The 22,070-nt window shown below is 65.1% G+C and carries 20 protein-coding genes, 1 tRNA gene and 2 pseudogenes; 7 read left to right on the top strand and 16 right to left on the bottom strand.

Annotated features, from left to right (window positions below; all coding sequences use genetic code 11):
* Position 1: 1 nt before the first annotated feature.
* Positions 2 to 1,321: an ATP-binding protein gene (locus tag QZ613_RS12430; protein ID WP_291863112.1), complete on the top strand. Its 1,320-nt coding sequence runs from the start codon at positions 2 to 4 to the stop codon at positions 1,319 to 1,321.
* Positions 1,322 to 1,382: 61 nt separating this feature from the next.
* The gene (locus tag QZ613_RS12425; RefSeq protein ID WP_291982708.1) at positions 1,383 to 2,849 is read left to right on the top strand and encodes a hemerythrin domain-containing protein; all 1,467 of its coding nucleotides are present in this window, start codon (positions 1,383 to 1,385) and stop codon (positions 2,847 to 2,849) included.
* A gap of 50 nt (positions 2,850 to 2,899) precedes the next feature.
* Here the strand turns inward: QZ613_RS12425 and QZ613_RS12420 are convergent.
* From QZ613_RS12420 to QZ613_RS12375, 10 genes are all read right to left on the bottom strand, one after another.
* Positions 2,900 to 2,976, bottom strand: a tRNA-Pro gene (locus QZ613_RS12420).
* A gap of 30 nt (positions 2,977 to 3,006) precedes the next feature.
* Positions 3,007 to 3,381, bottom strand: coding sequence for a MerR family transcriptional regulator (locus QZ613_RS12415; RefSeq protein ID WP_043567137.1), 375 nt, complete (start codon positions 3,379 to 3,381; stop codon positions 3,007 to 3,009).
* Positions 3,365 to 3,667, bottom strand: a complete 303-nt coding sequence (locus QZ613_RS12410; protein ID WP_042335585.1) for an integration host factor subunit alpha — start codon at positions 3,665 to 3,667, stop codon at positions 3,365 to 3,367. Before QZ613_RS12410 ends, QZ613_RS12415 begins: the two co-directional genes overlap by 17 nt.
* A gap of 12 nt (positions 3,668 to 3,679) precedes the next feature.
* Positions 3,680 to 6,055, bottom strand: coding sequence for a phenylalanine--tRNA ligase subunit beta (pheT, locus tag QZ613_RS12405; RefSeq protein ID WP_291863107.1), 2,376 nt, complete (start codon positions 6,053 to 6,055; stop codon positions 3,680 to 3,682).
* 64 nt (positions 6,056 to 6,119) lie between these two features.
* Positions 6,120 to 7,166 carry a phenylalanine--tRNA ligase subunit alpha gene (pheS, locus tag QZ613_RS12400; RefSeq protein WP_291863105.1) on the bottom strand — a complete coding sequence of 349 codons (1,047 nt, stop codon included), beginning with the start codon at positions 7,164 to 7,166 and terminating at the stop codon, positions 6,120 to 6,122.
* Positions 7,167 to 7,218: 52 nt separating this feature from the next.
* The gene (gene rplT / locus QZ613_RS12395) at positions 7,219 to 7,578 is read right to left on the bottom strand and encodes a 50S ribosomal protein L20 (protein ID WP_042335591.1); all 360 of its coding nucleotides are present in this window, start codon (positions 7,576 to 7,578) and stop codon (positions 7,219 to 7,221) included.
* A gap of 11 nt (positions 7,579 to 7,589) precedes the next feature.
* Positions 7,590 to 7,787 (bottom strand): 50S ribosomal protein L35, encoded by a 198-nt coding sequence (gene rpmI / locus QZ613_RS12390; protein ID WP_043567180.1) that lies wholly within the window; start codon positions 7,785 to 7,787, stop codon positions 7,590 to 7,592.
* A gap of 131 nt (positions 7,788 to 7,918) precedes the next feature.
* Positions 7,919 to 8,440: a translation initiation factor IF-3 gene (gene infC / locus QZ613_RS12385; RefSeq protein WP_291863189.1), complete on the bottom strand. Its 522-nt coding sequence runs from the start codon at positions 8,438 to 8,440 to the stop codon at positions 7,919 to 7,921.
* Positions 8,441 to 8,466: 26 nt separating this feature from the next.
* Positions 8,467 to 10,383, bottom strand: coding sequence for a threonine--tRNA ligase (thrS, locus tag QZ613_RS12380; protein WP_043567146.1), 1,917 nt, complete (start codon positions 10,381 to 10,383; stop codon positions 8,467 to 8,469).
* A gap of 286 nt (positions 10,384 to 10,669) precedes the next feature.
* Positions 10,670 to 11,911 (bottom strand): DUF1887 family CARF protein, encoded by a 1,242-nt coding sequence (locus QZ613_RS12375; protein WP_043567148.1) that lies wholly within the window; start codon positions 11,909 to 11,911, stop codon positions 10,670 to 10,672.
* Between the two features lie 201 nt (positions 11,912 to 12,112).
* Between QZ613_RS12375 and QZ613_RS12370 the strand changes: the two genes are divergently transcribed.
* Together QZ613_RS12370 and QZ613_RS12365 are read left to right on the top strand one after the other, a co-directional pair.
* Positions 12,113 to 13,219, top strand: coding sequence for a calcium/sodium antiporter (locus QZ613_RS12370; RefSeq protein ID WP_291982706.1), 1,107 nt, complete (start codon positions 12,113 to 12,115; stop codon positions 13,217 to 13,219).
* Between the two features lie 43 nt (positions 13,220 to 13,262).
* Complete coding sequence (locus tag QZ613_RS12365; RefSeq protein WP_291863096.1) at positions 13,263 to 14,060, top strand: alpha/beta fold hydrolase; 798 nt, start codon at positions 13,263 to 13,265, stop codon at positions 14,058 to 14,060.
* Positions 14,061 to 14,153: 93 nt separating this feature from the next.
* On the opposite strand, the gene QZ613_RS12360 is transcribed toward QZ613_RS12365, so the two are convergent.
* The 4 genes from QZ613_RS12360 to cbiB all read right to left on the bottom strand — a co-directional run bounded on the left by QZ613_RS12360 (position 14,154) and on the right by cbiB (position 18,710).
* Entirely contained in the window at positions 14,154 to 15,779 is a 1,626-nt protein-coding gene (locus QZ613_RS12360; RefSeq protein ID WP_043567149.1) for a glycosyltransferase family 39 protein, read from the bottom strand.
* 73 nt (positions 15,780 to 15,852) lie between these two features.
* Positions 15,853 to 16,758, bottom strand: a complete 906-nt coding sequence (locus QZ613_RS12355; RefSeq protein ID WP_043567150.1) for a cobalamin-binding protein — start codon at positions 16,756 to 16,758, stop codon at positions 15,853 to 15,855.
* 1 nt (position 16,759) lies between these two features.
* Entirely contained in the window at positions 16,760 to 17,761 is a 1,002-nt protein-coding gene (gene cobD / locus QZ613_RS12350) for a threonine-phosphate decarboxylase CobD (protein WP_043567153.1), read from the bottom strand.
* A complete protein-coding gene (gene cbiB, locus QZ613_RS12345; RefSeq protein ID WP_291863093.1) occupies positions 17,754 to 18,710 on the bottom strand; it encodes an adenosylcobinamide-phosphate synthase CbiB in 957 nt (318 codons plus the stop codon). Before cbiB ends, cobD begins: the two co-directional genes overlap by 8 nt.
* Before the next feature lie 35 nt (positions 18,711 to 18,745).
* Between cbiB and QZ613_RS12340 the strand changes: the two genes are divergently transcribed.
* Positions 18,746 to 20,272 carry a cobyric acid synthase gene (locus QZ613_RS12340; RefSeq protein WP_043570557.1) on the top strand — a complete coding sequence of 509 codons (1,527 nt, stop codon included), beginning with the start codon at positions 18,746 to 18,748 and terminating at the stop codon, positions 20,270 to 20,272.
* Here the strand turns inward: QZ613_RS12340 and QZ613_RS12335 are convergent.
* Both QZ613_RS12335 and cobU read right to left on the bottom strand, forming a co-directional pair.
* Complete coding sequence (locus QZ613_RS12335; RefSeq protein ID WP_043570554.1) at positions 20,269 to 20,733, bottom strand: universal stress protein; 465 nt, start codon at positions 20,731 to 20,733, stop codon at positions 20,269 to 20,271. The two genes, QZ613_RS12340 and QZ613_RS12335, sit on opposite strands and share 4 nt — an antisense overlap.
* 136 nt (positions 20,734 to 20,869) lie before the next feature.
* Positions 20,870 to 21,416: pseudogene (gene cobU, locus QZ613_RS12330) on the bottom strand (bifunctional adenosylcobinamide kinase/adenosylcobinamide-phosphate guanylyltransferase).
* On the opposite strand from cobU, the pseudogene QZ613_RS12325 reads away from it, so the two are divergent.
* Positions 21,400 to 21,902 (top strand): annotated as a pseudogene (locus tag QZ613_RS12325) (nicotinate-nucleotide--dimethylbenzimidazole phosphoribosyltransferase); the annotation flags it as partial. The pseudogenes cobU and QZ613_RS12325 sit on opposite strands and share 17 nt — an antisense overlap.
* Before the next feature lie 82 nt (positions 21,903 to 21,984).
* On the top strand, positions 21,985 to 22,070 hold an 86-nt coding region (locus QZ613_RS21175), incomplete at its 3' end, for a hypothetical protein (protein ID WP_366144467.1).

The following is a 22,070-nucleotide window of genomic DNA, read 5'->3' as shown; positions in this document are numbered from 1 at the left end:
TTTGGACACCGCTGCCGACCCCGGCAATTCCTGCGCGCTGCTCGCCTCGCTGGTCGAGCGCCTCGACGTGGGTATATTCGCCGTCGATCGTAGCGGCACGGTGGCGCTGTGGAACAGCTTCATGGCTCTCCACAGTGGCAAGTCGAGCACCGACATGCTCGGCCAGAACCTGTTTGCGATGTTTCCCGAATTGCCGCGGCCGTGGCTGGAGAAAAAGCTGGAAAGCGTCTTCGTCCTTGGCAACAACGCTTTTACCCTGTGGGACCTGCGGCCGTATCTGTTTCGCTTCGCGAACAACCGACCGATTACCGGCGGCCTTGCCGAGATGCGCCAGAACGTCACTTTTCTGCCCCTGCGACTGTCTGGCGGCGAGGTGTCGCTGGTCTGCGGCACGCTCTTTGATTACACCGATACCGCGATCGCGCAGGACAAACTGCACGATGCGATTGCCGCCTTGCACCGGGAAAAGGACGCCCAGGCCCAGCTCATCGCGAAGCTGGAAACCGCGCAGAACCAGCTCCTGCAATCCGAGAAGATGGCCTCGATCGGCCAGCTCGCTGCGGGTGTCGCGCATGAAATCAACAACCCGGTAGGCTTCGTCAATTCCAATCTGCAGACGCTCAAGAAGTACTGCCAGCAGATGTTGCAGCTGATCACCGTCTACCAGGGTGCCGAGACGCACATCGCCGATGTCGAATTGCGCCGGGAAATCAGCGCGCTGACGCAGGCCATGGATGTCGACTTCGTCCAGGAAGACCTGCCCGAGCTGATCAAGGAAAGCGAAGACGGACTGGTGCGCATCAAGAAGATCGTTGCAGACCTGAAGGACTTCTCGCACGTCGATCAAACGGACTGGCAGTATGCCGACCTCAATGCCGGACTTGACGCGACACTCAACGTGGTATGGAACGAAGTCAAGTACAAGGCCACCGTCGCCAAGAATTACGGCGTCCTGCCGCCTGTCGAGTGCCTCGCCGCCCAGCTCAATCAGGTGTTCATGAACCTGATCATCAACGCCGTGCAGGCGCTGGACGAAAGCAAGGGCATGGGCACGATCACGCTATCGACCGGTCATCAGGACGACTGGGTGTGGGTGGAAGTCCAGGACAACGGTCTTGGGATGAGCGAGGAAACGCGAAAAAGACTCTTCGAGCCCTTCTTCACGACCAAGCCGGTGGGCAAGGGGACAGGGCTCGGGATGTCCGTTTCGTACAATATTGTCCAGAAGCATCACGGTCGCATCGAGGTGGACTCCGTACCCGGCGAGGGCACGCGTTTCCGGGTCTGGGTACCGGTGAAACAGGCGCTGACGGTCGATTGAAGACAGCCAGGCAGAACAACGCCACCGGCAGCGCCGCGCGGACAGCGAAGGTGAAGCGCTGATGGCCTTCACCTGGGATCGCCACTTCGAGACGGGAATTGCCATCGTTGATTCGCAGCATCGCGGGCTGGTCGCGCTGATCAACGAGGCGGCACCCTTTCTGACGGGTGGTGGATTGCCGGGGCGGGAACGCCTCCAAGCCCTGCTCGAACGTCTGGGCGACTACGCCAGCAGCCACTTCAGCTGCGAAGAAGGCGTGATGCGCTCGTCCGGCCTGCTGCCTGAATATATCGGCAAGCATTACGCCGACCATCGGGCCTTCGTCGAGCAGTTGCGCGAGTTTCGTGTGCAGATGGACGACGAGTTGCTGGCCACCGTGGGACCGAGTCTGCTGCGCTTTCTGAGCAGCTGGCTGACCTTCCATATCCTCGATGAAGACCAGCGCATGGCGCGCCAGATCCGCCTGATCGACGCCGGGCACGGACCCGAAAGCGCCTTCGCCGAGTCGGCCAAGGTTGCTCGCGACGATAAAGCGCGAGCCGCCCTGATCGCGGCCTTGATGGACCTTCATGCGGTCGTCGGCGAACGAAACAAGACGCTGCACGCGACCAACGAAAAACTGAAGGCATCGAGCCGGCAGCTGGCGCAGCTCAACCAGGAACTCGAAACGCGGGTAGCCGAACGGACAGCCGAACTGGCAGCGACGGTGGCGCAAATGGAGCGGACGAAGGGACAACTGCTGCAGTCCGAAAAGATGGCTGCGGTGGGCCAACTGGCCGCTGGCGTCGCGCACGAAATCAACAACCCGATCGGCTTCGTCAATTCCAACCTCGGTTCGCTCCGGGTGCACGTGCGCCAGCTGCTCGCGCTGATCGCGGCCTTCGACGAGCTGCGCCAGGCGACCCCCGAGAGCGATGTGCGTCGGCAGAGAATAGACACGGCTTGCGCGCAGGCCGACCTCGAGTATCTGCGGCAGGACATCGGCGACTTGATCGACGAATCGGCGCAGGGCCTGAGCCGGGTCAAGAAGATCGTCGAGAACCTGAAGGACTTCTCGCACGTCGACGCCGCCGAGTGGCAATCTGCCGACATCAACGCCGGCCTCGAGTCCACCATCAACGTCGCCTGGAACGAGCTCAAGTACAAGGCCACGGTGATCAGGAGCTACGGCCACTTGCCGCGGGTGCACTGCCTCCCGGCGCAGCTCAACCAGGTCTTTCTCAATCTGCTGGTCAACGCCGCGCAGTCAATTGACGTCCACGGCACGATTACGCTGTCCACGGGTAGCGGCGAGGGTTTCGTGTGGATCGAGATCAGCGATACCGGCAGGGGCATGAGCGAGGAGGTTCAACGGCGGATCTTCGAGCCCTTCTACACCACCAAACCGGTCGGCCAGGGTACCGGCCTTGGGCTCTCGATTTCCTGGGAGATCATCGTCGAAAAGCACGCCGGGAAAATCGACGTCAGCAGCCAGCTGGAGCGCGGCACTCGTTTCCGTATCGAGCTTCCGCTGCTCGGCGGCCAATAAAAAACCGGCCCAGGGCCGGTTCTTCGTTTTCTGCAACTACTTGATTCTTTTGGTCGGGGCGCCGGGATTCGAACTCGGGACCCCTTGCACCCCATGCAAGTGCGCTACCAGGCTGCGCCACGCCCCGACAAGCTGCGCATTATAACCGAAATCGTCGTCAGCGCTCTTGAACGCGCAGCATTTCTGCAATGCTCAGCAGCTCGCTGCGCAGCACCTCATTGCTCATTGCCGTGCCGCCGCCGGGAGCCTGGGGATCGGCATCTTCGAGACGATTGCGGGCGCCACTGATCGTGAACCCCTGGCTATAGAGAAGCTCCCGGATGCGGCGCACCAGGAGAACTTCATGATGCTGATAGTAGCGGCGGTTGCCCCGCCGCTTGACGGGTTTGAGCTGCGAAAATTCCTGCTCCCAATAGCGCAACACATGCGGCTTGACGCCGCACAGCTCGCTGACCTCGCCAATCGTGAAGTAACGCTTGGCCGGTATGGGCGGCAATGGCTCATTGCCGTTGTCTCTAGGACTGGCTTCCATCATAAGCGTGCTCCACCTCGGCCTTCAGTTTCTGGCTGGCATGAAAAGTGACCACGCGTCGGGCGGTGATCGGGATTTCTTCGCCAGTTTTTGGATTGCGGCCCGGCCGCTGCGGTTTGTCGCGCAGCTGAAAATTGCCGAATCCGGAGAGTTTCACGCCGTCTCCGCGCTCCAACGCATTGCGAATCTCTTCGAAAAAAGCCTCGACCATGTCCTTGGCCTCGCGTTTGTTGAGGCCGACCTTCTCGAACAGAAAATCGGCGAGTTCTGCCTTGGTAAGCGTCATACCCTCCCTTTCTCAGACGCGCAGCTGCGCCGCGAATGTCTCTTGCAGATAGGCCATCAGGTGCTGCATGGCGGCGTCAACTTCGACTTCCTGCAAGGTTTTTCGAGTATCTTGCATCGTTATACGGAAGGCAAGGCTTTTCTTGCCAGCCTCGACTCCGCGCCCGACATAGACGTCGAAGAGATTGATTTCGCGGACGATTTCTGGACGCGTGGCGCTCATGCCGTCGATCAGAGGCTGCAGATCGAGTCTTTGATCGACGACAATAGCCATGTCGCGTATGACCACTGGTTGCCGCGAAACCTCGACGTGTTGCGCCCTTCCGGCCATGACCACAGCATCGAGATCGACTTCGAAAATGACCGGTGCCTGCGGCAGTTCGTATTTCTGCTGCCACTGCGGATGCAGCTCGCCGATGACGCCGATGGCCTTGCCGGCGACCAGCACAAGGGCGCTACGTCCGGGGTGCAGGGCCGGATGAGCGGTTTTCTCGAAGCTCGCCACCCGCGGGGCGAGCAAGCGCTCGAGATCGCCCTTGATGTCGAAGAAATCGACCGGGCGCGCCGCACAGCCCCACTGCTCGGGAAACGCCGTGCCATATGCCAGCGCAGTGAGTTTCCACGGCTGACGGAAGCCGGCGACGGGTTCGCCCGCTGCATCGCGGAAGAAACATCGCCCGGTCTCGAACAGGCGCGCGCGCGCCTGCCGGCGTTTGAGGTTGCCGGCCAGGTTGGCGAGCAGGCCGCCGATCAGCGTCGAACGCATGACGCTCAGCTGACTGGCAATCGGATTGGCGAGGCGAATCGGTTCGCCGTTGCCGGCAAAATCACGCTCCCAGGCCTCGTCGACGAAGGCGAAGTTGACCACTTCCTGATAGCCGCAGTCAGCGACGATCTGGCGCACACGCGCCAACGGCCGCGTCTGCTCGGTCTGCGGCAACATCGCCAGAAAGCCCGTTGGCACGACTGCCGGGATGTTCTCGTAGCCGTGCAGGCGGGCGAGTTCCTCGATCAGGTCTTCCTCGATCTCCACGTCGAAGCGGTAGCTCGGCGGGGTGACGACGAAGTCGTCAGCGTCCCGGCGAAAAGGCAGGGCGAGACGCGCAAAGAGTTCACCAATGCGCTCGTCGCCCAGTGCGATGCCGAGCACCTTGGCCACTCGCTCCGGACGCAGGCGAACCTCGGGGCGCTCGGGCAGGATCGCCAGAGCCTCGCTCACCGGCCCCGCCTGGCCGCCGCAGATATCGAGAACCAGGCGCGTGGCACGCTCGAGCGCGCGCCGCGTGCCGCCGAAATCGACACCCCGCTCGAAACGATGCGCGGCGTCGGACACAAAGCCGTAGCGACGGGCGCGACCGGCAATCGCCGTCGGGGCAAAAAAGGCCGCTTCGAGGAACAGCTCGCGGGTGTCCAGACTGATGCCGCTCTCCTCGCCGCCCATCACCCCGGCCATCGCCAACGGCCGCTGCTCGTCGGCGATCAGCAGCACGTCGTCCTGCAGCTCCACGGTCTGTTCGTTGAGCAGAGTGATTTTCTCGCCCGCACGCGCCATGCGCGCATGAATGGCGCCGTGCAGGCGGCTGTCGTCAAAGGCGTGCAGCGGCTGGCCGACTTCGAGCATGACGTAGTTGGTGATATCGACCAAGGCGGAGATCGGCCGTATCCCGCTGCGTTCGAGGCGACGGCTCATCCAGGTCGGCGTCGGCGCCGCGGCATCGACGCCGGCGATCACCCGCCCACAGTAGCGCGGGCAGGCTTCCGGCGCGTCGAGAACGAGGTCGCGCGCGCGGCTGATGGTGGCCTCGACTGCGTCGACCTGCGTCAGGCGGGCCGGCGTTCCGGTCAGCGCGGCGACCTCGCGGGCGACACCTTCCAGCGACAGGCAATCCGCCCGATTCGGTGTCAGCTTGAGGGTCAACAGGCGATCGTCGAGATCGAGATGGCGGCGGATATCCTCACCCACCAGCGCCTCGTCGCTCAGCAGCAGGAGGCCGGCAGCGTCTTCGGCGATGCCGAGTTCCTTGGCCGAGCAGAGCATCCCTGACGAGGCCACGCCACGCACCTTGGCGACCTTGATCGCGAAGCCTCCCGGAAGTTCGGCGCCGGGAAGGGCGCAGGGCACCTTGATCCCGGCCGCCGCGTTGGGCGCTCCGCAGACGATCTGCAGCGTCTCGCCCGATCCGACGTCGACGCGGCAGACATTGAGGCGCTCCGCGTCCGGGTGCTTTTCGACTGCGAGCACCTCGGCGACGAGCACCTTGTCGAAGGCCGGAGCGACGGTTTCCTCCTCCTCCACTTCGAGACCGGCCATGGTCAACAGATGCGAAAATTCGCCGCCCGAACAAGCGGGGTCGACGAAGCTGCGAAGCCAGGATTCTGAAAATTTCATGGACGGGCGAACTCAGGAGAAGGCATTGGCGATCCGGGCGATCAGGAGGGGGTCAGACGGGCGCTCAGGCGAACTGGCGCAGGAAGCGCAGGTCGCCATCGTAGAACAGGCGCAGGTCATTGACGCCATAACGCAACATCGTCAGCCGATCAGGCCCCATGCCAAAAGCAAATCCGATGTACTTCTCGGGATCGATACCGACGTGGCGCAAGACATTGGGATGGACCATGCCGCAACCGGCGATCTCCAGCCAGCGTCCCTTGAGCGCGCCGCTCATGAAAGCCATGTCGATCTCTGCCGACGGCTCGGTAAACGGGAAGAACGACGGACGGAAGCGAACCCGCAGGTCGTCGCTCTCGAAAAAGCGGCGCAGGAAGTCGCCGATGACGCCCTTCAGGTCGGCAAAGCTGACCCGCTCGCCGACCCACAGGCCCTCGACCTGATGGAACATCGGCGAATGGGTGGCATCGGAATCGACGCGATACACACGTCCCGGGGCGATCACGCGGATCTCCGGCATCGTTTCCGCGCCGGCATGCCTGGCGACATGCGCCTGCATGTAACGGACCTGGATCGGGCTGGTATGCGTACGCAGGAGGACGTTTTCGGCGACCCCCCCGGACGAATCCTGCAGATAGAAGGTATCGTGCATCGAACGTGCGGGGTGATCCTCCGGCGTATTGAGCGCCGTGAAGTTCTGAAAATCGGCCTCGATCTCCGGGCCGTCGGCGACCTCGAAACCGATCGAGGCAAAGAGCGCCTCGATGCGCTCCAGCGTCCGCGTCACCGGGTGCAGGCCGCCACGCGACTGGCCGCGTCCGGGGAGCGTGACGTCCAGCGCCTCTTCAGCCAGTCGCGCTGCCAGCGCCAACTGGCGCAGCGCTTCGCGGCGCGCGTTGAGGGCCGCTTCGACAGCGTCCTTGGCGCGATTGATGCTCACCCCCACGCTCTTGCGCTGGTCTGCCGGAAGCGTGGCCAAGCCCTTCAGCAAGGCTGTAATCTGGCCGCTCTTGCCGAGATAGGTGGCTTTGATTTGCTCCAGCGCGTCGGGATCGTCGGTCGCCGCAAAGGCGGCCGACGCGGCGTGGACTATTTCATCGAAGTTATGCATGGTTCACCGAAAAAAAGGAGGCTGACGCCTCCTTTTTTGACACGGGTCTAGCTCAGGCGTCGAGCTGGGCCTTGGCCTGCACGGCCAGAGCAGCGAAAGCCGGCTTGTCGAAAACAGCCAGATCGGCGAGCACCTTGCGATCCACTTCGATCTGCGCCTTCTTGAGGCCATTCATGAAGGTACTGTACTTCATGCCCAGCTCTCTCGCCGCGGCGTTGATGCGCGCGATCCAGAGACTGCGAAACTGACGCTTGCGCTGGCGGCGGTCACGATAGGCATACTGACCGGCCTTCATCACCGCCTGCTTGGCAACGCGGTAGACGTTCTTGCGCCGGCCGCGATAACCCTTGGCCAGGGCGAGGATTTTCTTGTGACGCGCGTGCGCCGTTACACCACGTTTTACTCGGGGCATCTCTTATCTCCTCAAGCGTAAGGCAGCATGGAACGAACCATGGCCTTGTCAGATGCATGGACTTCCGTCATCCCGCGCAACTGGCGCTTGGTCTTGGTGTCCTTCTTGGTCAGGATGTGTCGCTTGAACGCCTGCGAGCGCTTGATGCGGCCGCTGGCACTGACCGTGAAGCGCTTTTTCGCTCCACTCTTGGTCTTCATCTTGGGCATTTCATGCTCCATTTATAGACATGCTGCCAGGTGTCTCCCGACGGGAGCGCTTTCAACCCGACCACACTTGTTTTTTGCTGCCAGGATCGGCAACAGGGGCTGCTTCTACATCGACAACTGTTTTCCCACTCTTACTTCTTCTTGCTCGGCGTCAGTACCATGACCATCTGCCGCCCTTCCATCTTCGGCATCTGCTCGACCACCGCCATTTCCTGAAGATCGGCCCTGATACGCTCGATCTGGCGCATGCCGATATCCTGATGCGCCATTTCCCGACCACGAAAGCGCAAAGTGACCTTGACCTTGTCCTCTTCCTCGAGGAAGCGCGTCATGTTGCGCAATTTGATCTGGTAGTCGTTCTCGTCGGTACCGGGGCGAAACTTGACCTCCTTGACCTGCACCTGTTTCTGCTTCTGTCGCTGCTCGTGCTGGCGCTTCTGCTCCTGGTACTTGAACTTGCCGAAATCGACGATTCGGCAAACCGGCGGTCGTGCCATCGGGGCGATCTCGACCAGATCAAGCCCCGCTTCCTCGGCCAGTGAAAGCGCCTCCCTGGAACTCATGACCCCCAATGCCTCGCCATCCTCCCCGATCAGCCGGATTTCTGGTGCATTGATCTCTTGGTTAACGCGTTGCGCCTTTTGCAGTGCGATGGTTCCGCTCCTTGTGTCGACAAAAGTTAAGCCGTACCACTTCGCGCGGCAACTTCATCGAGAAGTTGCCTGGTCAGAGCCTCGATCGACATTTGTCCGAGATCCCGACCTCCGCGTGTGCGCACGGCCACCAGGTTCGCTGCCACTTCCTTGTCGCCAACGACGATCTGGTAGGGCAGCTTGTTCAAGCTATGTTCTCGTATCTTATAGGTAATTTTTTCGTTGCGCAAATCCGCCTCGACCCTCAGGCCGGCAGTGCGCAGCGTCGCCGCCACCTGCTCGGCGTACTCGCCCTGCTTCTCTGAAATATTGATCACCACCGCCTGCGTCGGCGACAGCCACAGCGGCATTGCGCCAGCATAATGCTCGACGAGAATGCCGATGAAGCGTTCCAGCGAACCGAGGATCGCCCGGTGCAGCATCACCGGGACATGCCGATCGTTGTCCTCGCCGACGTAGTGTGCGTCAAGACGCTCGGGCAAGGCAAAATCAAGCTGCAGCGTGCCGCATTGCCAGACGCGGCCGAGGCAATCCTTGAGCGAGAACTCGATCTTCGGCCCGTAGAAAGCGCCCTCTCCGGGCTGCACCTCGTAGCTCAGGCCCTTGGCCTTCAGCGCCTCGGCGAGAGCGGCTTCGGCCCTGTCCCATTGCGCGTCGGTGCCGATACGCTTTTCCGGGCGGGTCGACAGCTTGACGATGATGTCGGTGAACCCGAAATCGGCATAGACCTTCTCCAAAAGGTCGATGAAGGCCTCGGTCTCCGGCAACACCTGCGCTTCCGTGCAGAAGATGTGCGCGTCATCCTGGACGAAGGCGCGTACGCGCATGATTCCGTGCAAAGCCCCCGACGGCTCGTTGCGGTGACACGAGCCGAACTCGGCCAGACGCAGAGGCAAGTCGCGGTAGCTGCGCAAACCCTGATTGAAGATCTGGATATGCCCAGGGCAATTCATCGGCTTGACCGCATAATCACGGTTCTCGGAGGCGGTGGTGAACATGTGCTCGGCGTAGTTCTCCCAATGCCCCGAGCGCTCCCACAGCGAGCGATCCATGATCATCGGCGTCTTCACTTCACGGTAGCCGTGACGATCGAGCAGACGGCGCATGTACTGCTCGACCTCCTGCCAGATCGTCCATCCCTTGGGGTGCCAGAAAACCATCCCCGGCGATTCTTCCTGCAGATGGAAAAGATCCAGTTGCCGACCGAGCTTGCGGTGATCGCGCTTCTCGGCTTCCTCGAGCATGTGCAGGTACGCCTGCTGATCCTCTTTCCTGGCCCACGCCGTCCCGTAGATGCGCTGCAACTGTTCGTTGCGATGATCGCCACGCCAGTAGGCACCGGCCAGCTTCATCAGCTTGAACACCTTCAGCTTGCCGGTAGACGGCACGTGCGGTCCGCGGCAAAGATCGACGAAATCGCCCTGGCGATAAAGCGACACCTCCTGCCCTTCCGGAATGGCCTCGATCAGCTCGGCCTTGTAGCGCTCGCCGAGCGACTGGAAGAAAGCCACGGCCGCGGCGCGCTCGCTGACTTCTCGCTGCACCGGGAGATCGCGTTTGGCGAGTTCGCCCATGCGCTCTTCGATAGCCGCCAGATCCTCGTTGGTAAACGGACGCTGATAGGCGAAATCGTAGTAGAAACCGCTTTCGATAACCGGCCCGATCGTCACCTGCGCCTCCGGAAAGAGTTCCTTCACGGCATGCGCCATCAGATGCGCGGCCGAATGCCGGATCACCTCCAGACCCTCGGGATCCTTCTCGGTGACGATGCCGAGCTGCACGTCGCTGGTGATCGAGAACGAAGTGTCGACCAGACGGCCATCGACCTTGCCGGCAAGTGCAGCGCGCGCCAGGCCAGCACCAATGCTCTGTGCGACCTCGGCAACCGTCACCGGCTGTGCGAACTCTCTTTGCGAACCGTCAGGCAGTGTGACAACCGGCATAAGGCAACCCCAGCAAGAAAATGGAAAAGCCAGAGGTCCGCTCTGGCTCCAAGACCCTCAGCATTCGGCAGCGGCAAGCTCAAACGCGGCCCTCACCACGACAGCGCAGGCGCCAGCGGTCGACACTTCGGCAGCCAGGCCAAGCGAAACGGCCAGGCGGGGCCAGCGGCAGAATCCGCGAGGGCAGGATTCTAGCACAGCGGCCAGCGGCTGCGAAAAGCCGCGCACGCGACAGCGAAGGCGATGCTGCGCCGGGTGCGAAAAGGCGAGGCGGCGCAGCGCCCCGTCACGCCAGGCCACGGGAAGCGCTGTCGAGGTGCATCCAGTGCTCGATATCGCTGCGCAGGTCCGCCAGTTGCTCGGGTTCGATCAGACGGATAAGGTAGGCGCGGGCGCGCTCGCGTGCCGCCGAGCCGGTTCCCGGATGCAGCCGCCTTGCGGTAAGCAACCAGGTTTCGCCCATCGCCCCTCCGACGTGCCGGCGCAGGCTGTCGAGACGGTTGAGAATGGCCTGGCTGCCGCCTTCGGTGGTGATCTGCACGCCGGTCTTGCATTCGAGCACCAGGAGCTGGTTGCGCCACACCAGCGCGGCGTCGAGTTCGTTGCCGGCGCCTTCCTGGGCGCCCTCGGCGTCGATACGGACATTGGTTCCCCAGTGGCCATCGGGGATCAGGCCGTCCGCCTGCATGCCGGCGAGCGTCAGCCAGACCCATTCCTCGAGCCAGCCACCACCGGCGTAGCGAGCCACCGTCTCGCTCGGGAAAGCAAAGCGGCAATCGCCGTCCCATTGCCAGATGCCGGCCTGCTCGAAGGCCCAGGCGAGTTGGTGGTGATTGGCGAAGAGCGGCCGTTCGGCGACGATTGCGCCCTGAAACGGACGCACGACCACCCCGTCCGGACGCCTCTTTGGCAGGACTTCGCGGGTCAGCCGGTTGACGTAGCCAAAGAAACCACCCAGTTGCGGAGCCGAGCACGCCAGGTGCTCGGTCAGAAAAGCGCGCGCGGCGGTAGCTCGGGCAAGGTCGGCGCTCCAGGTCGGATCGGCGACGACACGGTAACCCTGCATCTGCAGCAGGTCGGTCAGCCGCAACATGTCCGGCGGCAGCTCCAGCGGCGCGCCACCGCCCAGAGGCTCGAGCAGATCGTGGTGGGTATCGCAGTACCAGGCGTCACCCAGGCCGGCAAAGGCGCCGAGGAAGCCGAAGGACATCACCTTTGTCCCGCCGCTGGCGTTGAGATCGATCGGCCAGCCGGGAAACTCGCTGCCCAGCGACGCCGCCAGTTCGCGGGCGTAGCGGGTGATTCGCCCAAGGTCGTGGTCGGGCGTGTGACGGACGATACGCACCGCATCGTCCGCCCAGCCCGCTTCGTGCAGGACACGACTCACCTGCAACGCGCCCCGACACGCAGGCTCGGCATCGCTGGCGGCGATGATCACGCGGGCCGGCCGCAAGCGGAGCGCCGGCAGGCTGTTCTGCATGATCTGCTCGGAAGCCAGGCAGACGAGAATGCGTGGCTGGAACGGCATGGAGGACTTCCGTAGACGAGGGAAGCTGTCATTGTGCCCTTTCTGTCGGCAAATACGGCGTCACGGCGCGAGCTTGAGTCGAAATGGCGGCCGTGCGATGATCGCCGCGCCGCCGGCCCGGGCCCCGCCAGCTGCCGGGCCGAGGTGGCGGGCGACGCGCAGGCCTGGGGCCGCACCGATCAACTGTACGGACGACAGCACATGCTCTGGTTCATCCCCGGTCTCATCGCCCTTATTCTCGGCGCAGAACTGCTGGTACGTGGCGCTTCGAAGCTTGCCCTGTCGTTCGGCATCTCGCCGCTCGTCGTCGGCCTGACGGTCGTCGCCTTCGGCACCAGTTCGCCCGAACTCGCCGTCTCGGTACAGTCGGCGTGGTCTGGCCAGGTCGACATCGCGCTCGGTAACGTGGTCGGCAGCAACATCTTCAACGTGCTGTTCATCCTCGGCCTTTCGGCCCTGATCACGCCACTGCTCGTGCATCGCCAGCTGATCCGGCAGGAAGTACCGATGATGGTCGCCGTCTCGCTGCTGCTCTGGATGCTCGTCGCCGACGGCGGCATCAGCCGTGGCGATGGCCTGCTGCTGGTCGGACTGCTGCTCGCCTATACCTTCCTGATCATCCGCCAGAGCCGCCGGGAGAACGTCGCGCTCGCCGAGCCCGAGCCCGAGCCCGAGCCCGATTCCGGGACCAAGCCGGCCGACGACCGGGCCTGGGATGCTCACTGGCTGGCGCAGGCACTGCTCGTTGCCGTCGGCATGGGGCTGCTCGTGCTGGGCTCCAACTGGCTCGTCGAGGCGGCGGTGACCCTGGCGCGCCGGCTGGGAATGAGTGAGGTGGTCGTCGGACTGACCATCGTCGCCGCCGGCACTTCACTGCCGGAAGTGGCGACATCGATCATGGCGGCAGTGCGCGGCGAGCGCGACATTGCCGTCGGCAACGTCGTCGGCAGCAACACCTTCAATATCCTCGCCGTACTCGGCATCTCGGCGAGCGTCGCGCCGGGCGACCTCCTCGTCCCGGCGTCGCTGCTCGCCTTCGACCTGCCCGTCATGGTTGCCGTCGCGGTCGCCTGCCTGCCCATTTTCTTTACCGGCCACCTGATCGCACGCTGGGAGGGAGCGCTGTTCCTCGCTTACTACGCGGCCTATACGACCTACCTGGTGCTCGACGCCGCCGACCACGCCGCACAAAGCGGCTTCTCGCTGGTAATGAGCAGCTTCGCCCTGCCGCTCACGGCGATCACCTTGATCGTGCTCGCCTGGCGCCACTGGCACAGCCCGCGCGGCGCACCAGCTACGGGCCGATGATCCGGCAGCGCGGCGGCAACCCCCTCTCAAAGCCTTGGCAACCATGAAAACCAGACGAATTCATACCCTGCACCGACCGGCGGTCGGCCCGGCGCGTTCGCCGCGCCTCCTTTTCGTCCATGGCGGTTACGCCACGGCGGGCTGCTGGGACGCGTACTTTCTGCCCTATTTCAGCCGTCGCGGTTTCGATTGCCGAGCACTCGACCTGGCTGGCCATGGCGCCAGCGACGGTCGCGAGCGGCTCGACACGTTCGGACTCGACGACTACGTCGACGACGTCGTACAGGTCGCTCAGGGCATCGACCAGCCGCTCATCCTGATCGGCCATTCGATGGGCAGCGTCGTCGTCGAACGCGCCCTCGAACGGCAGCCGGCACAGGCTGCGGTCCTGATGGCGCCTGTGCCGCCCGGCGGCATTCTCGGCGCGACGATGAACATCGCCTTCGCCCAACCGGCGTTCTTCAGCGAACAGGCGCGTGCCACGCAGGGCGAGTACAGCGAGAAGACGTTGCGCACGATCCGCGACGTCTACTACTCACGCGAAACGAAGAGCGAGGATCTGATCCGCTTCGGCCGCCTGTTCCAGTCCGAGTCCAGGCGCGCAATCCTCGATCTGACGCTGTTGGCGATGCGCATCGGCGGACGGCGGCCGAAGTTGCCCGTTCTCGTCGTCGGCGGCGAAGCCGATGCCGTTTTCCAACCCAGCCTGCTGAACTTCACCGCCAGCCGCTGGCGTGCCGACGAGAGCGTCATTCCCGGCGCCGGCCATACCCTGATGCTCGACGCCCATTGGCAGGCAGCAGCCGCGAAAATCGCCGACTGGATCGACGCGCAGTCGTAGCCGCGCGGCGGCAGGCCACAAACGGTTCCGCCCGTGGCGCGGCTTCTGCGCCGGCTGATCCTGCCCGTCGATTGCTGCGCAGCGCTCTCGCCGTCAGCCAGCGGGCGGCGTCGGCTGGCAATCCTTGAGCCGCCGACGCTGTTCGGCGTCGAGCCGCCAGACGGTCCGTCTGGCATTGGCAAAGGCGATTGCCTCCGCGGGGAGGAAAGAGTAGCGCTGCGCCTGCGCCGTTTTCCCCCACAGCCACAATGAAGCTCCCGTGTAGGCGCACAATCGCGCCACGAACTCGCCGGGCAGAAGCAGCACTTCGCGCATTTTCGCGCTGTCGAACTGGCCGGCGTCGTAGAGCTCCTTGCGCCAGTTGTCGCGGGCCGCAATGGCCGCCGTATCCTGCCAGTCGCTGACCACCCAGACGTCTTTTTCCGGGCGCAGGTAGAACGGCAGGTCGTACTCGTACTCGTCGATCATCACCATCTGCTCGTCGGGGCTGTACAGGGGAGCCACCTGCCTGCTCAGGCTGCGCGTCGAGGTCGAATCGAAGACCGCCACCAGAGTAATGAACACGACGCACAGGACGCCGCCGCCGACCAGACTGGCGCCGAGATAGAGCGAAGCGTCGGCGCCTTGCTCGCGCAGCTCCGGCTTCGCCGCTCTCTCCGCCTGCCGCTTTTGCCGCCAGTCGAGAAACCCGTCGGCGATCAGGAAGGCCAGCGGCGGCAGCGCCGGGAGGATGTAGCCGACGAGTTTCGAATTCGGCAGCGAGAAGAAGACGAGAATTCCCAGCATCCACACCAGCATCAGGCTGCGAATCTCGACTTTCTCCGGGTCCACCAGGTATTTCCACGCGCAGGCGCGCCAGATCCACGGCGCCCACGGCAGCGTGCCGAGAAAAAGAACGGGAAGGTAGAACCAGAACGGTTGCGCGTTGCTGAAGCCGGTGTGCGCAAAGCGCTGAAAATGATGGTAGACAAAGAAGTAGTCCCAGAAACCGTGGTACGAAATCTGCATCCAGACGAACCAGGGTGCGGCGACGGCGACGAACAGGCCGATCATCGGTAGCGCCAGCAGCGCCGGGATCAGTCGGTAACGCCCGCGCAACAGCAGCCAGGCGAGCACGATCGCGCCGGGAAGGACAATACCGATCAAGCCCTTGGCGAGGACACCCAGGGCCGCAAAAACGTAGGCCGCGGCCAGTGCGGGTCGATACGAGCGGCCGCTGTCCAGGCGCAGAATGGCGTGCGCCGCGCAAACGATGGTCGCCGAAATCATCCCCGCGACGAGCATGTCGAGGTTGGCGTACTGGGCGCCGGCGAAGAACATCGGCTGGGTCACCAGCACCGCCGCAGCCAGCGTCGCCGGGCGCTCCCCGGCGTAGCGCCTGACGAAGAAAAACAGCCCGCCGACGGCCAGCAGGGCGCCGAAGACGGACGCCAGGCGGCCCGCCCATTCGTTGACCCCGAAAAGCTGCAGGGCCAGTCCGGTCAGCCAGTAGAACAGCGGCGGTTTGTGGAAATACGGCAGTCCGTCGAGCGTCGGCGTCAGCCAGTCACCACTCCTGAGCATCGCCCAGGCGACGCCGATGTAGCGCCCCTCGTCGGGCAACATCAGCGATCTGGCCCCGGCCAGCATCGCCAACCAGGCGGCGCAGACGAGAAGCACGAGCAGCGTGCTGCGCGTTTCGAGGAGGCGGGCGGCAACGGCGGAAAGAAAACGCTTCATTTATACTCGCTAAAGGGAGGACACCCGGCCAGCGCGGCAGGGCATCGAATGTGCAGGGCAAGGTGGCAGGCGCTCACTTTTTCGGCCGCCGGCGACGCGCCGTTTCGAGATGCTGGCAGAGCAGTTCGGCGCCATCCAGCAGACGCGGCGTGTGACGCTGGATGAGGTCGGGCGGGACGAAGAACAGATTGTCGCGCGCAACCGCCTCGATCGATGTCCAGCGCCGCCAGTCGTCGAGCCATTCGGGGCGCGAGTCACCCATGCCGCTGGCGACGATCGCTTCCGGATTGGCGGCAATGATCGCTTCGACGGTCACCGTCGGGGCCATCGTCTCGAGGCTGGCAAAAACGTTGTCGCCGCCACAAAGGCGGATGACGTCGGAGATGATCTGGCGGCGGCCGACGGTCATCAAGGGCTGCTTCCAGATCTGATAGAAGGTGGGCACCGGCGGCCGCTGGCCATAGCGTTTCTGCAGCGCCGCCAGGCGCTGGCGAAAGCTGGCGGCGGCCCGGTCGGCGACCGCGCTGCTGCCGGCCAGAACGCCAAGGCGCTCGATCTCGCTGGCCACGTCGTCGATACGATCCGGCTGCGAGACATAGACCGGGAAACCGAGCGCCCGCAAGCGGTCGAGATGGGCAGCAGCGTTACCGCTCTGCCAGCCGATGATCAGGTCCGGGCGCAACGCGATGACGCGTTCGAGGTCGATCTGCGCGTAACTGCCAACGCCGGCAATCGTCGCCGCCGCCGGCGGATAGTTGCTGTACTCGACGCTGCCGACGACACGCTCGCCGGCACCGGCGGCAAACAGCGTTTCGGTCAGATGCGGCGCCAGGCTGATGATTCGCCTGGCCGGCTGGGCCAGGCGCAGCCTGCTGCCGGCATCGTCGACCACTTCCACCGCCAGCCCCTCGGCGTGCACGAGACCCACCGCACCGAGCAGAAAGGCGGCAAGGGAGAAGCGGAACAGCGCAGCATACATATCAAGGACTCCAGGCGGACAGGGCGGCGGCCAGACGCAGCCATTCGCTCTCGCACCCAGGCAAACCGCAGCGCAGCAGCGCGTGCGCCGGAAAAACCCGGGTCAGAATGGCCTGCCGCGCCAGGTGTTCGAAAAGCGAGGCCGCGTGCGGTGTCGCCAGGCTGACGAACAGGGCCGTGCCGCTGACCTCGCCAAACGGCTGCAGCAGCGCCTGCAAGCGTGCCGCAGCAGCGGTCAGCTCATCGCGGGTGTGCATCTGCCAGCGACGATCGGCCAGAGCCTGGCTGGCCACGGCGCGGGCCGGCCCGGACAGCGGCCAGGGACCGATCGCTTCACGCAGCAGCGCCAGCTTGTCGTCGGCAGCGAAGACAAAGCCGACGCGCGCCCCGGCCAGGCCGAAGAACTTGCCAAGCGAGCGCAGGACGATCAGATTCGGCGCCTCGGCGCCACCCGCCACCGCGGCCAGGCAGTTCTCCGGTTCGGCATCGCCGAAGGCTTCGTCGACGACCAGCCAGCCGCCGCGCCGTTGCAGTTGCCGTGCCGCGGCGAGCAGATCGGCGGCCGGCAAACGCCGGCCGTTCGGATTGTTGGGGTTGCAGAGGACGATCATCGGCGTTGCGACAGCGAGAGCGCGGGCCAGCGAAACGTTCTCCAGGCGGCGCAACCTGTGGCCGGCGCGTTGCCAGGCCTGCGGATGTTCTTCGTAGATCGGCGTCATGCAGGCCACGGCCAGGGGGGCGAACAGCGCCGGCAGAAGCTGGATGGCCAGCTGCGAGCCGGGCAGCGCGAGCAGTCGTGCGCTGCCATAGTACGCGGCGGCGACGACGTCCAGGCCGTCGTCGTCCTCGGGCAGGCGTTGCCAGCAGCGCGCCTCGATCGCCGGTACCGGGTAGGCACGCGGGTTGATTCCCGTCGACAGGTCGAGCCAGTCAGCCAGCGTCCAGTGACCAAATTCCGCATACCGCCCTGCCGCGGCGCGCAGCCGGCCACCGTGCTCAAGCACGGACCAGGCCCCAGCAAACGAGCAGCGTCAACCACAGCACGAGGCTGCGACGCAACAGTGTCAGCGCCTGGGCAATATCCTCGGCGGCCGGCCGCCGGCCTTCGCCAAGCGGCGGGCGCTGCTCGATCCGGCCGTAATAGCAGGCCGGCCCGCCGAGCGCGAGACCCAGGCTGCCCGCGCCGGCGGCCATCACCGGGCCGGCGTTGGGACTTTTCCAGCTCGCCGCCTGCGCGTGCCAGCAGCGCAGCGCGCTGCGCGTACGGCCACAGAGCGCGTACGAGAGCGCGGTCAGGCGCGCGGGGACGTAGTTGAGCAGGTCGTCGAGACGTGCCGCCGCCCAGCCGAAATCGGCAAAGCGCGGGCTGCGGTAACCCCACATGGCGTCCAGCGTGTTGGCCAGACGAAAAAGCAAGGCGCCCGGGCCCCCGAGCAGGGCAAACCAGAACAGCGCCCCGAAAATGGCGTCGTTGCCGTTTTCCAGCGTCGACTCGACGCAAGCGCTGGCCACACCGGCAGCATCGAGGTCTTCGGTTTGTCGCGAAACCAGCCAGCCGACGTGCTCGCGTGCCTGCGCCAGATGGCCGCTCGCCAGATCGTCGGCAACGCGGCTGGCGTGCTCGCCGAGACTGCGACCGCCTAGCGCCAGGGTGAGCAGCAGCACGTGCAGGAGCCAGCCCGACAGGTCCTCCGGAATCAGCCCCAGCGCCAGAACGAACAGCGGCAGGACCAGCAGGGACCAGGCCAGCAGACCGCGCAGGCGGCGCCCGCCACCCCGGTTCGCGGCGCGCTCGAGCGCGTTGGCCACGGCGCCGAAGCCGACCAGCGGATGCCAGCACCGCGGCTCGCCGAGCAGTCGATCGAGCCCGGCAGCGGCGAGCGCAGCGAGCGGCAGAAAGAGCGCGGCCGGCACCTGATCGGCGAGGAATGCTGAGGAGGACACGGTCGGCATGAGAGAATCGCGGCAACGAAACCCCGGATTCTACGATGAACGACCGCCGCACCCCCAGCCTGATGGTGCAGGGCTGCACTTCCGACTCCGGCAAGACGACGCTGGTCGCTGCCCTGTGCCGCATCCTGCACCGCCGCGGGGTCCGTGTCGCGCCCTTCAAGCCGCAGAACATGGCCCTCAACTCGGCGGTCACCGTCGATGGCGGCGAGATCGGACGCGCGCAGGCGCTGCAAGCGCAGGCGGCAGGCGTGCCGACGCACTCCGACTTCAACCCCGTACTGCTCAAGCCGGCGACCGACACCAAGGCGCAGGTGATCATCCACGGCAAGGCCCTGACCGACCTCGATGCGCGCGACTACCACGCCTACAAGCCGCGCGCGATGCAGGCCGTGCTCGCCTCGTGGCAGCGTCTCGCTGCGCAATACGAGTGCCTGCTCGTCGAGGGCGCGGGCAGCCCGGCAGAGATCAACCTGCGTGACCGCGACATCGCCAACATGGGTTTCGCCGAAGCCGTCGATTGTCCGGTGATCCTGATCGCCGACATCGATCGCGGCGGCGTCTTCGCGCATCTGTGTGGCACCCTCGACCTGCTCTCGCCATCCGAACAGGCGCGCGTCAAGGGCTTCGTCATCAACCGCTTTCGCGGCGACATCGGCCTGCTCGAAAGCGGCCTGCGCTGGCTCGAGGAACGCACCGGCAAGCCGGTCCTCGGCGTCCTGCCGTATCTGCACGGCCTCTATCTCGACGCCGAAGACGCGCTGCCACGCGAGGCCCTGCGCAAGGAGGATGCGGCGCTGCGCGTCGTCGCGCCGGTGTACCCGCGCATTGCGAACCACAACGACCTCGACCCGCTGCGCTTCCACCCGGAAGTCGATTTTCGCTTCGTCGGCCCCAACGAGACGGCGCCAGCCTGCGACCTGATCGTCCTGCCCGGGTCGAAGGCAGTCCAGTCCGACCTCGCCTGGCTGCGCGCGCAGGGTTGGGAGGAAGCGATCCGGCGTCATCTGCGCTACGGCGGCAAGGTGGTCGGCATCTGCGGCGGCCTGCAGATGCTCGGCCGCCAATTGCACGATCCGCTCGGGCTCGAAGGCCGTCCAGGGAGCACGCCGGGACTTGGCTGGCTGGACTACGAAACGCGGCTGGCGAGCGAAAAAACGCTGCTCAACGTCAGCGGCGAACTGCTGCTCCCGGGGGCGGCGAGCGTCAGCGGTTACCGTATCCACATGGGGGTCACGCAGGGCGCAGCGCTGGCGACGCCGGCGCTGCGGCTCGCCGGCCAGCCGGACGGCGCGCTGTCGGCCGATGGCCAGATTCTGGCCACCTACTGCCATGGCCTGTTCGACTCGCCATCCGCACTGACCGCGCTGCTCACCTGGGCAGGCCACCGGCCCAGACACGAATTCGATTCCCGGCAGCGCCGGGAAGCCGACATCGATCGTCTCGCCGACGCCGTCGAAGCGCATCTCGACCTGCGCCAGCTGGCGGAGTGGCTGCCCGCGCAAGCGGTCGTTCCCCTGCCGCGCACGGGCCAGCCCGCCGTCCCTGGCGGCGCTCGATCCTAGTCGTCCGGGTCTTCGCCGCGCACCAGGAGCAGCGACCGGCGCCCCTTGCGTACCAGGCGCTCGGCGACGCTGCCGACGAAGAAGCGCTCGATGCCGCGACGGCCGTGCGTTCCGACGATCAGCAAATCGGCGTGCCATTCGGCGGCCGCTTCGATGAGCATGTCGGAAACGTGCATCTTCTCCGATTCGACGACCTTGATCTCGACGTCGACTCCGGCCGCGCGCACCTTTTCGGCAGCCTTGCCGAGAAAGCCTTCCGCGCCCATGCGCAGGCGCGCTTCGGTCTTGCCGACACTGTTCGGCAGCATCATCGCCACGTCACGTTGGGCGAGCACGGTTTCGTCAATCGCGTGGCAGATCGCCACCTGCGCGCCAACGCTCTTGGCCAGTTCGATCGCCGTTTCCAGCACCCTGTCGGTCATGAAACTCTGGTCCAGGGCGACCATGATTCGTTTGTACATTGCTCGCTGCTCCTCACTTGGAAGACGCGCCAGACAAGTTGTCTGACAACTGCAAGAATACCACTCATCACCCTGGTCGAGAACAGCGCGAACGTACGCCGCGCGCGACACCAAGCGCCGCGCAGGGCAGCACCGATCAGCGCAGGGTCAGCGGCAAACCGGCAACCACCAGCGTCACCCGATCACACACCGCCGCCACCCGCTGGTTCAGCCGACCCTGCTCGTCGGCAAACAGTCGCGCCAGCGCCGCCATCGGCACGCCCCCCCAGCCGACCTCGTTGCTGACCAGAATGATCTGCCCCGGCAGTTGCGGCAGCGTCTCGATCAAGGCCGCCGTCGCGCCAGCGAGGAAGCGGGCAGTCAACGCTCGCACCGGCCTCGACCTGGCGCGCGGCGGCGCCGGCAAAGAGCAGGTTCGACAGCCACAGCGTCAGGCAATCGACGAGCAGGCAGACGCCGGGCGCAGCGTGTCTGCGCAGGGCGCCCGCCAGGTCGATGGGCTCCTCGACCAGGCCCCAGTCGGCACTGCGGCGCTGGCGATGGTGAGCGATGCGCCGTGCCATTTCGCCGTCGAGCGCTTGCGCTGTCGCCAGGTAGACCACCTGCCGGCCGCCCTCGCTTGCCCGACGCTCGGCCAGGGCACTCTTGCCCGAACGGGCACCGCCAATGATCAGTTCTCGCATGCCGCCAAGATTAGCATGGCCAGGTAGCGGCTATACTCGGCCCTTTGCCGAGGCTCGCCCGACCATGCAATTCTCCATCCCGCCGACAGCCCCCTTCCCCGCACTGCAAGCGCGCATCGACGGCAAGACCAAACCAGCAGGCTCGCTCGGCCAACTCGAGCGCCTGGCGCTGCAGATCGGCCAGGTGCAGCGATCGCTGGCGCCGACCCTCGGGCAGGCGCATCTGCTCGTCTTCGCCGGCGACCATGGCGCAGCCCGTGCCGGCGTTTCGGCGTACCCGCAGGAAGTGACCTGGCAAATGGTCGAAAACTTCCTCGCCGGCGGCGCAGGCGAATCAATGTCTTCGCTCGCCAGAACGGCTTGCAGCTGCAGGTGATCGATGCCGGTGTCGCCCACGACTTCGGCGTCCGCGCCGGTCTGGTCGACGCCAAGATCGCCTTCGGCACGAACAACCTCATCGAGCAGGCGGCAATGAGCGACGACGACTGCCAGGCGGCGATGACGCGTGGCGCAGCGATCGCCCGCCAGCATTGCCGACCGGGCTGCCGGGGTGATCGCTTTCGGCGAAATGGGAATTGGCAACACCGCCGCCGCGGCGCTGCTCACGCATCAGCTTCACCGGCACGCCTCTCGCCGACTGCGTCGGCCGCGGCA

It is taken from the genome of Candidatus Accumulibacter sp. ACC005 (genome assembly GCF_907163215.1).
In the GTDB taxonomy this organism is placed as follows: domain Bacteria; phylum Pseudomonadota; class Gammaproteobacteria; order Burkholderiales; family Rhodocyclaceae; genus Accumulibacter; species Accumulibacter regalis.
Note: the sequence above shows the minus strand (reverse complement) of the source record. Positions and strands in the feature narration are given on the sequence as shown.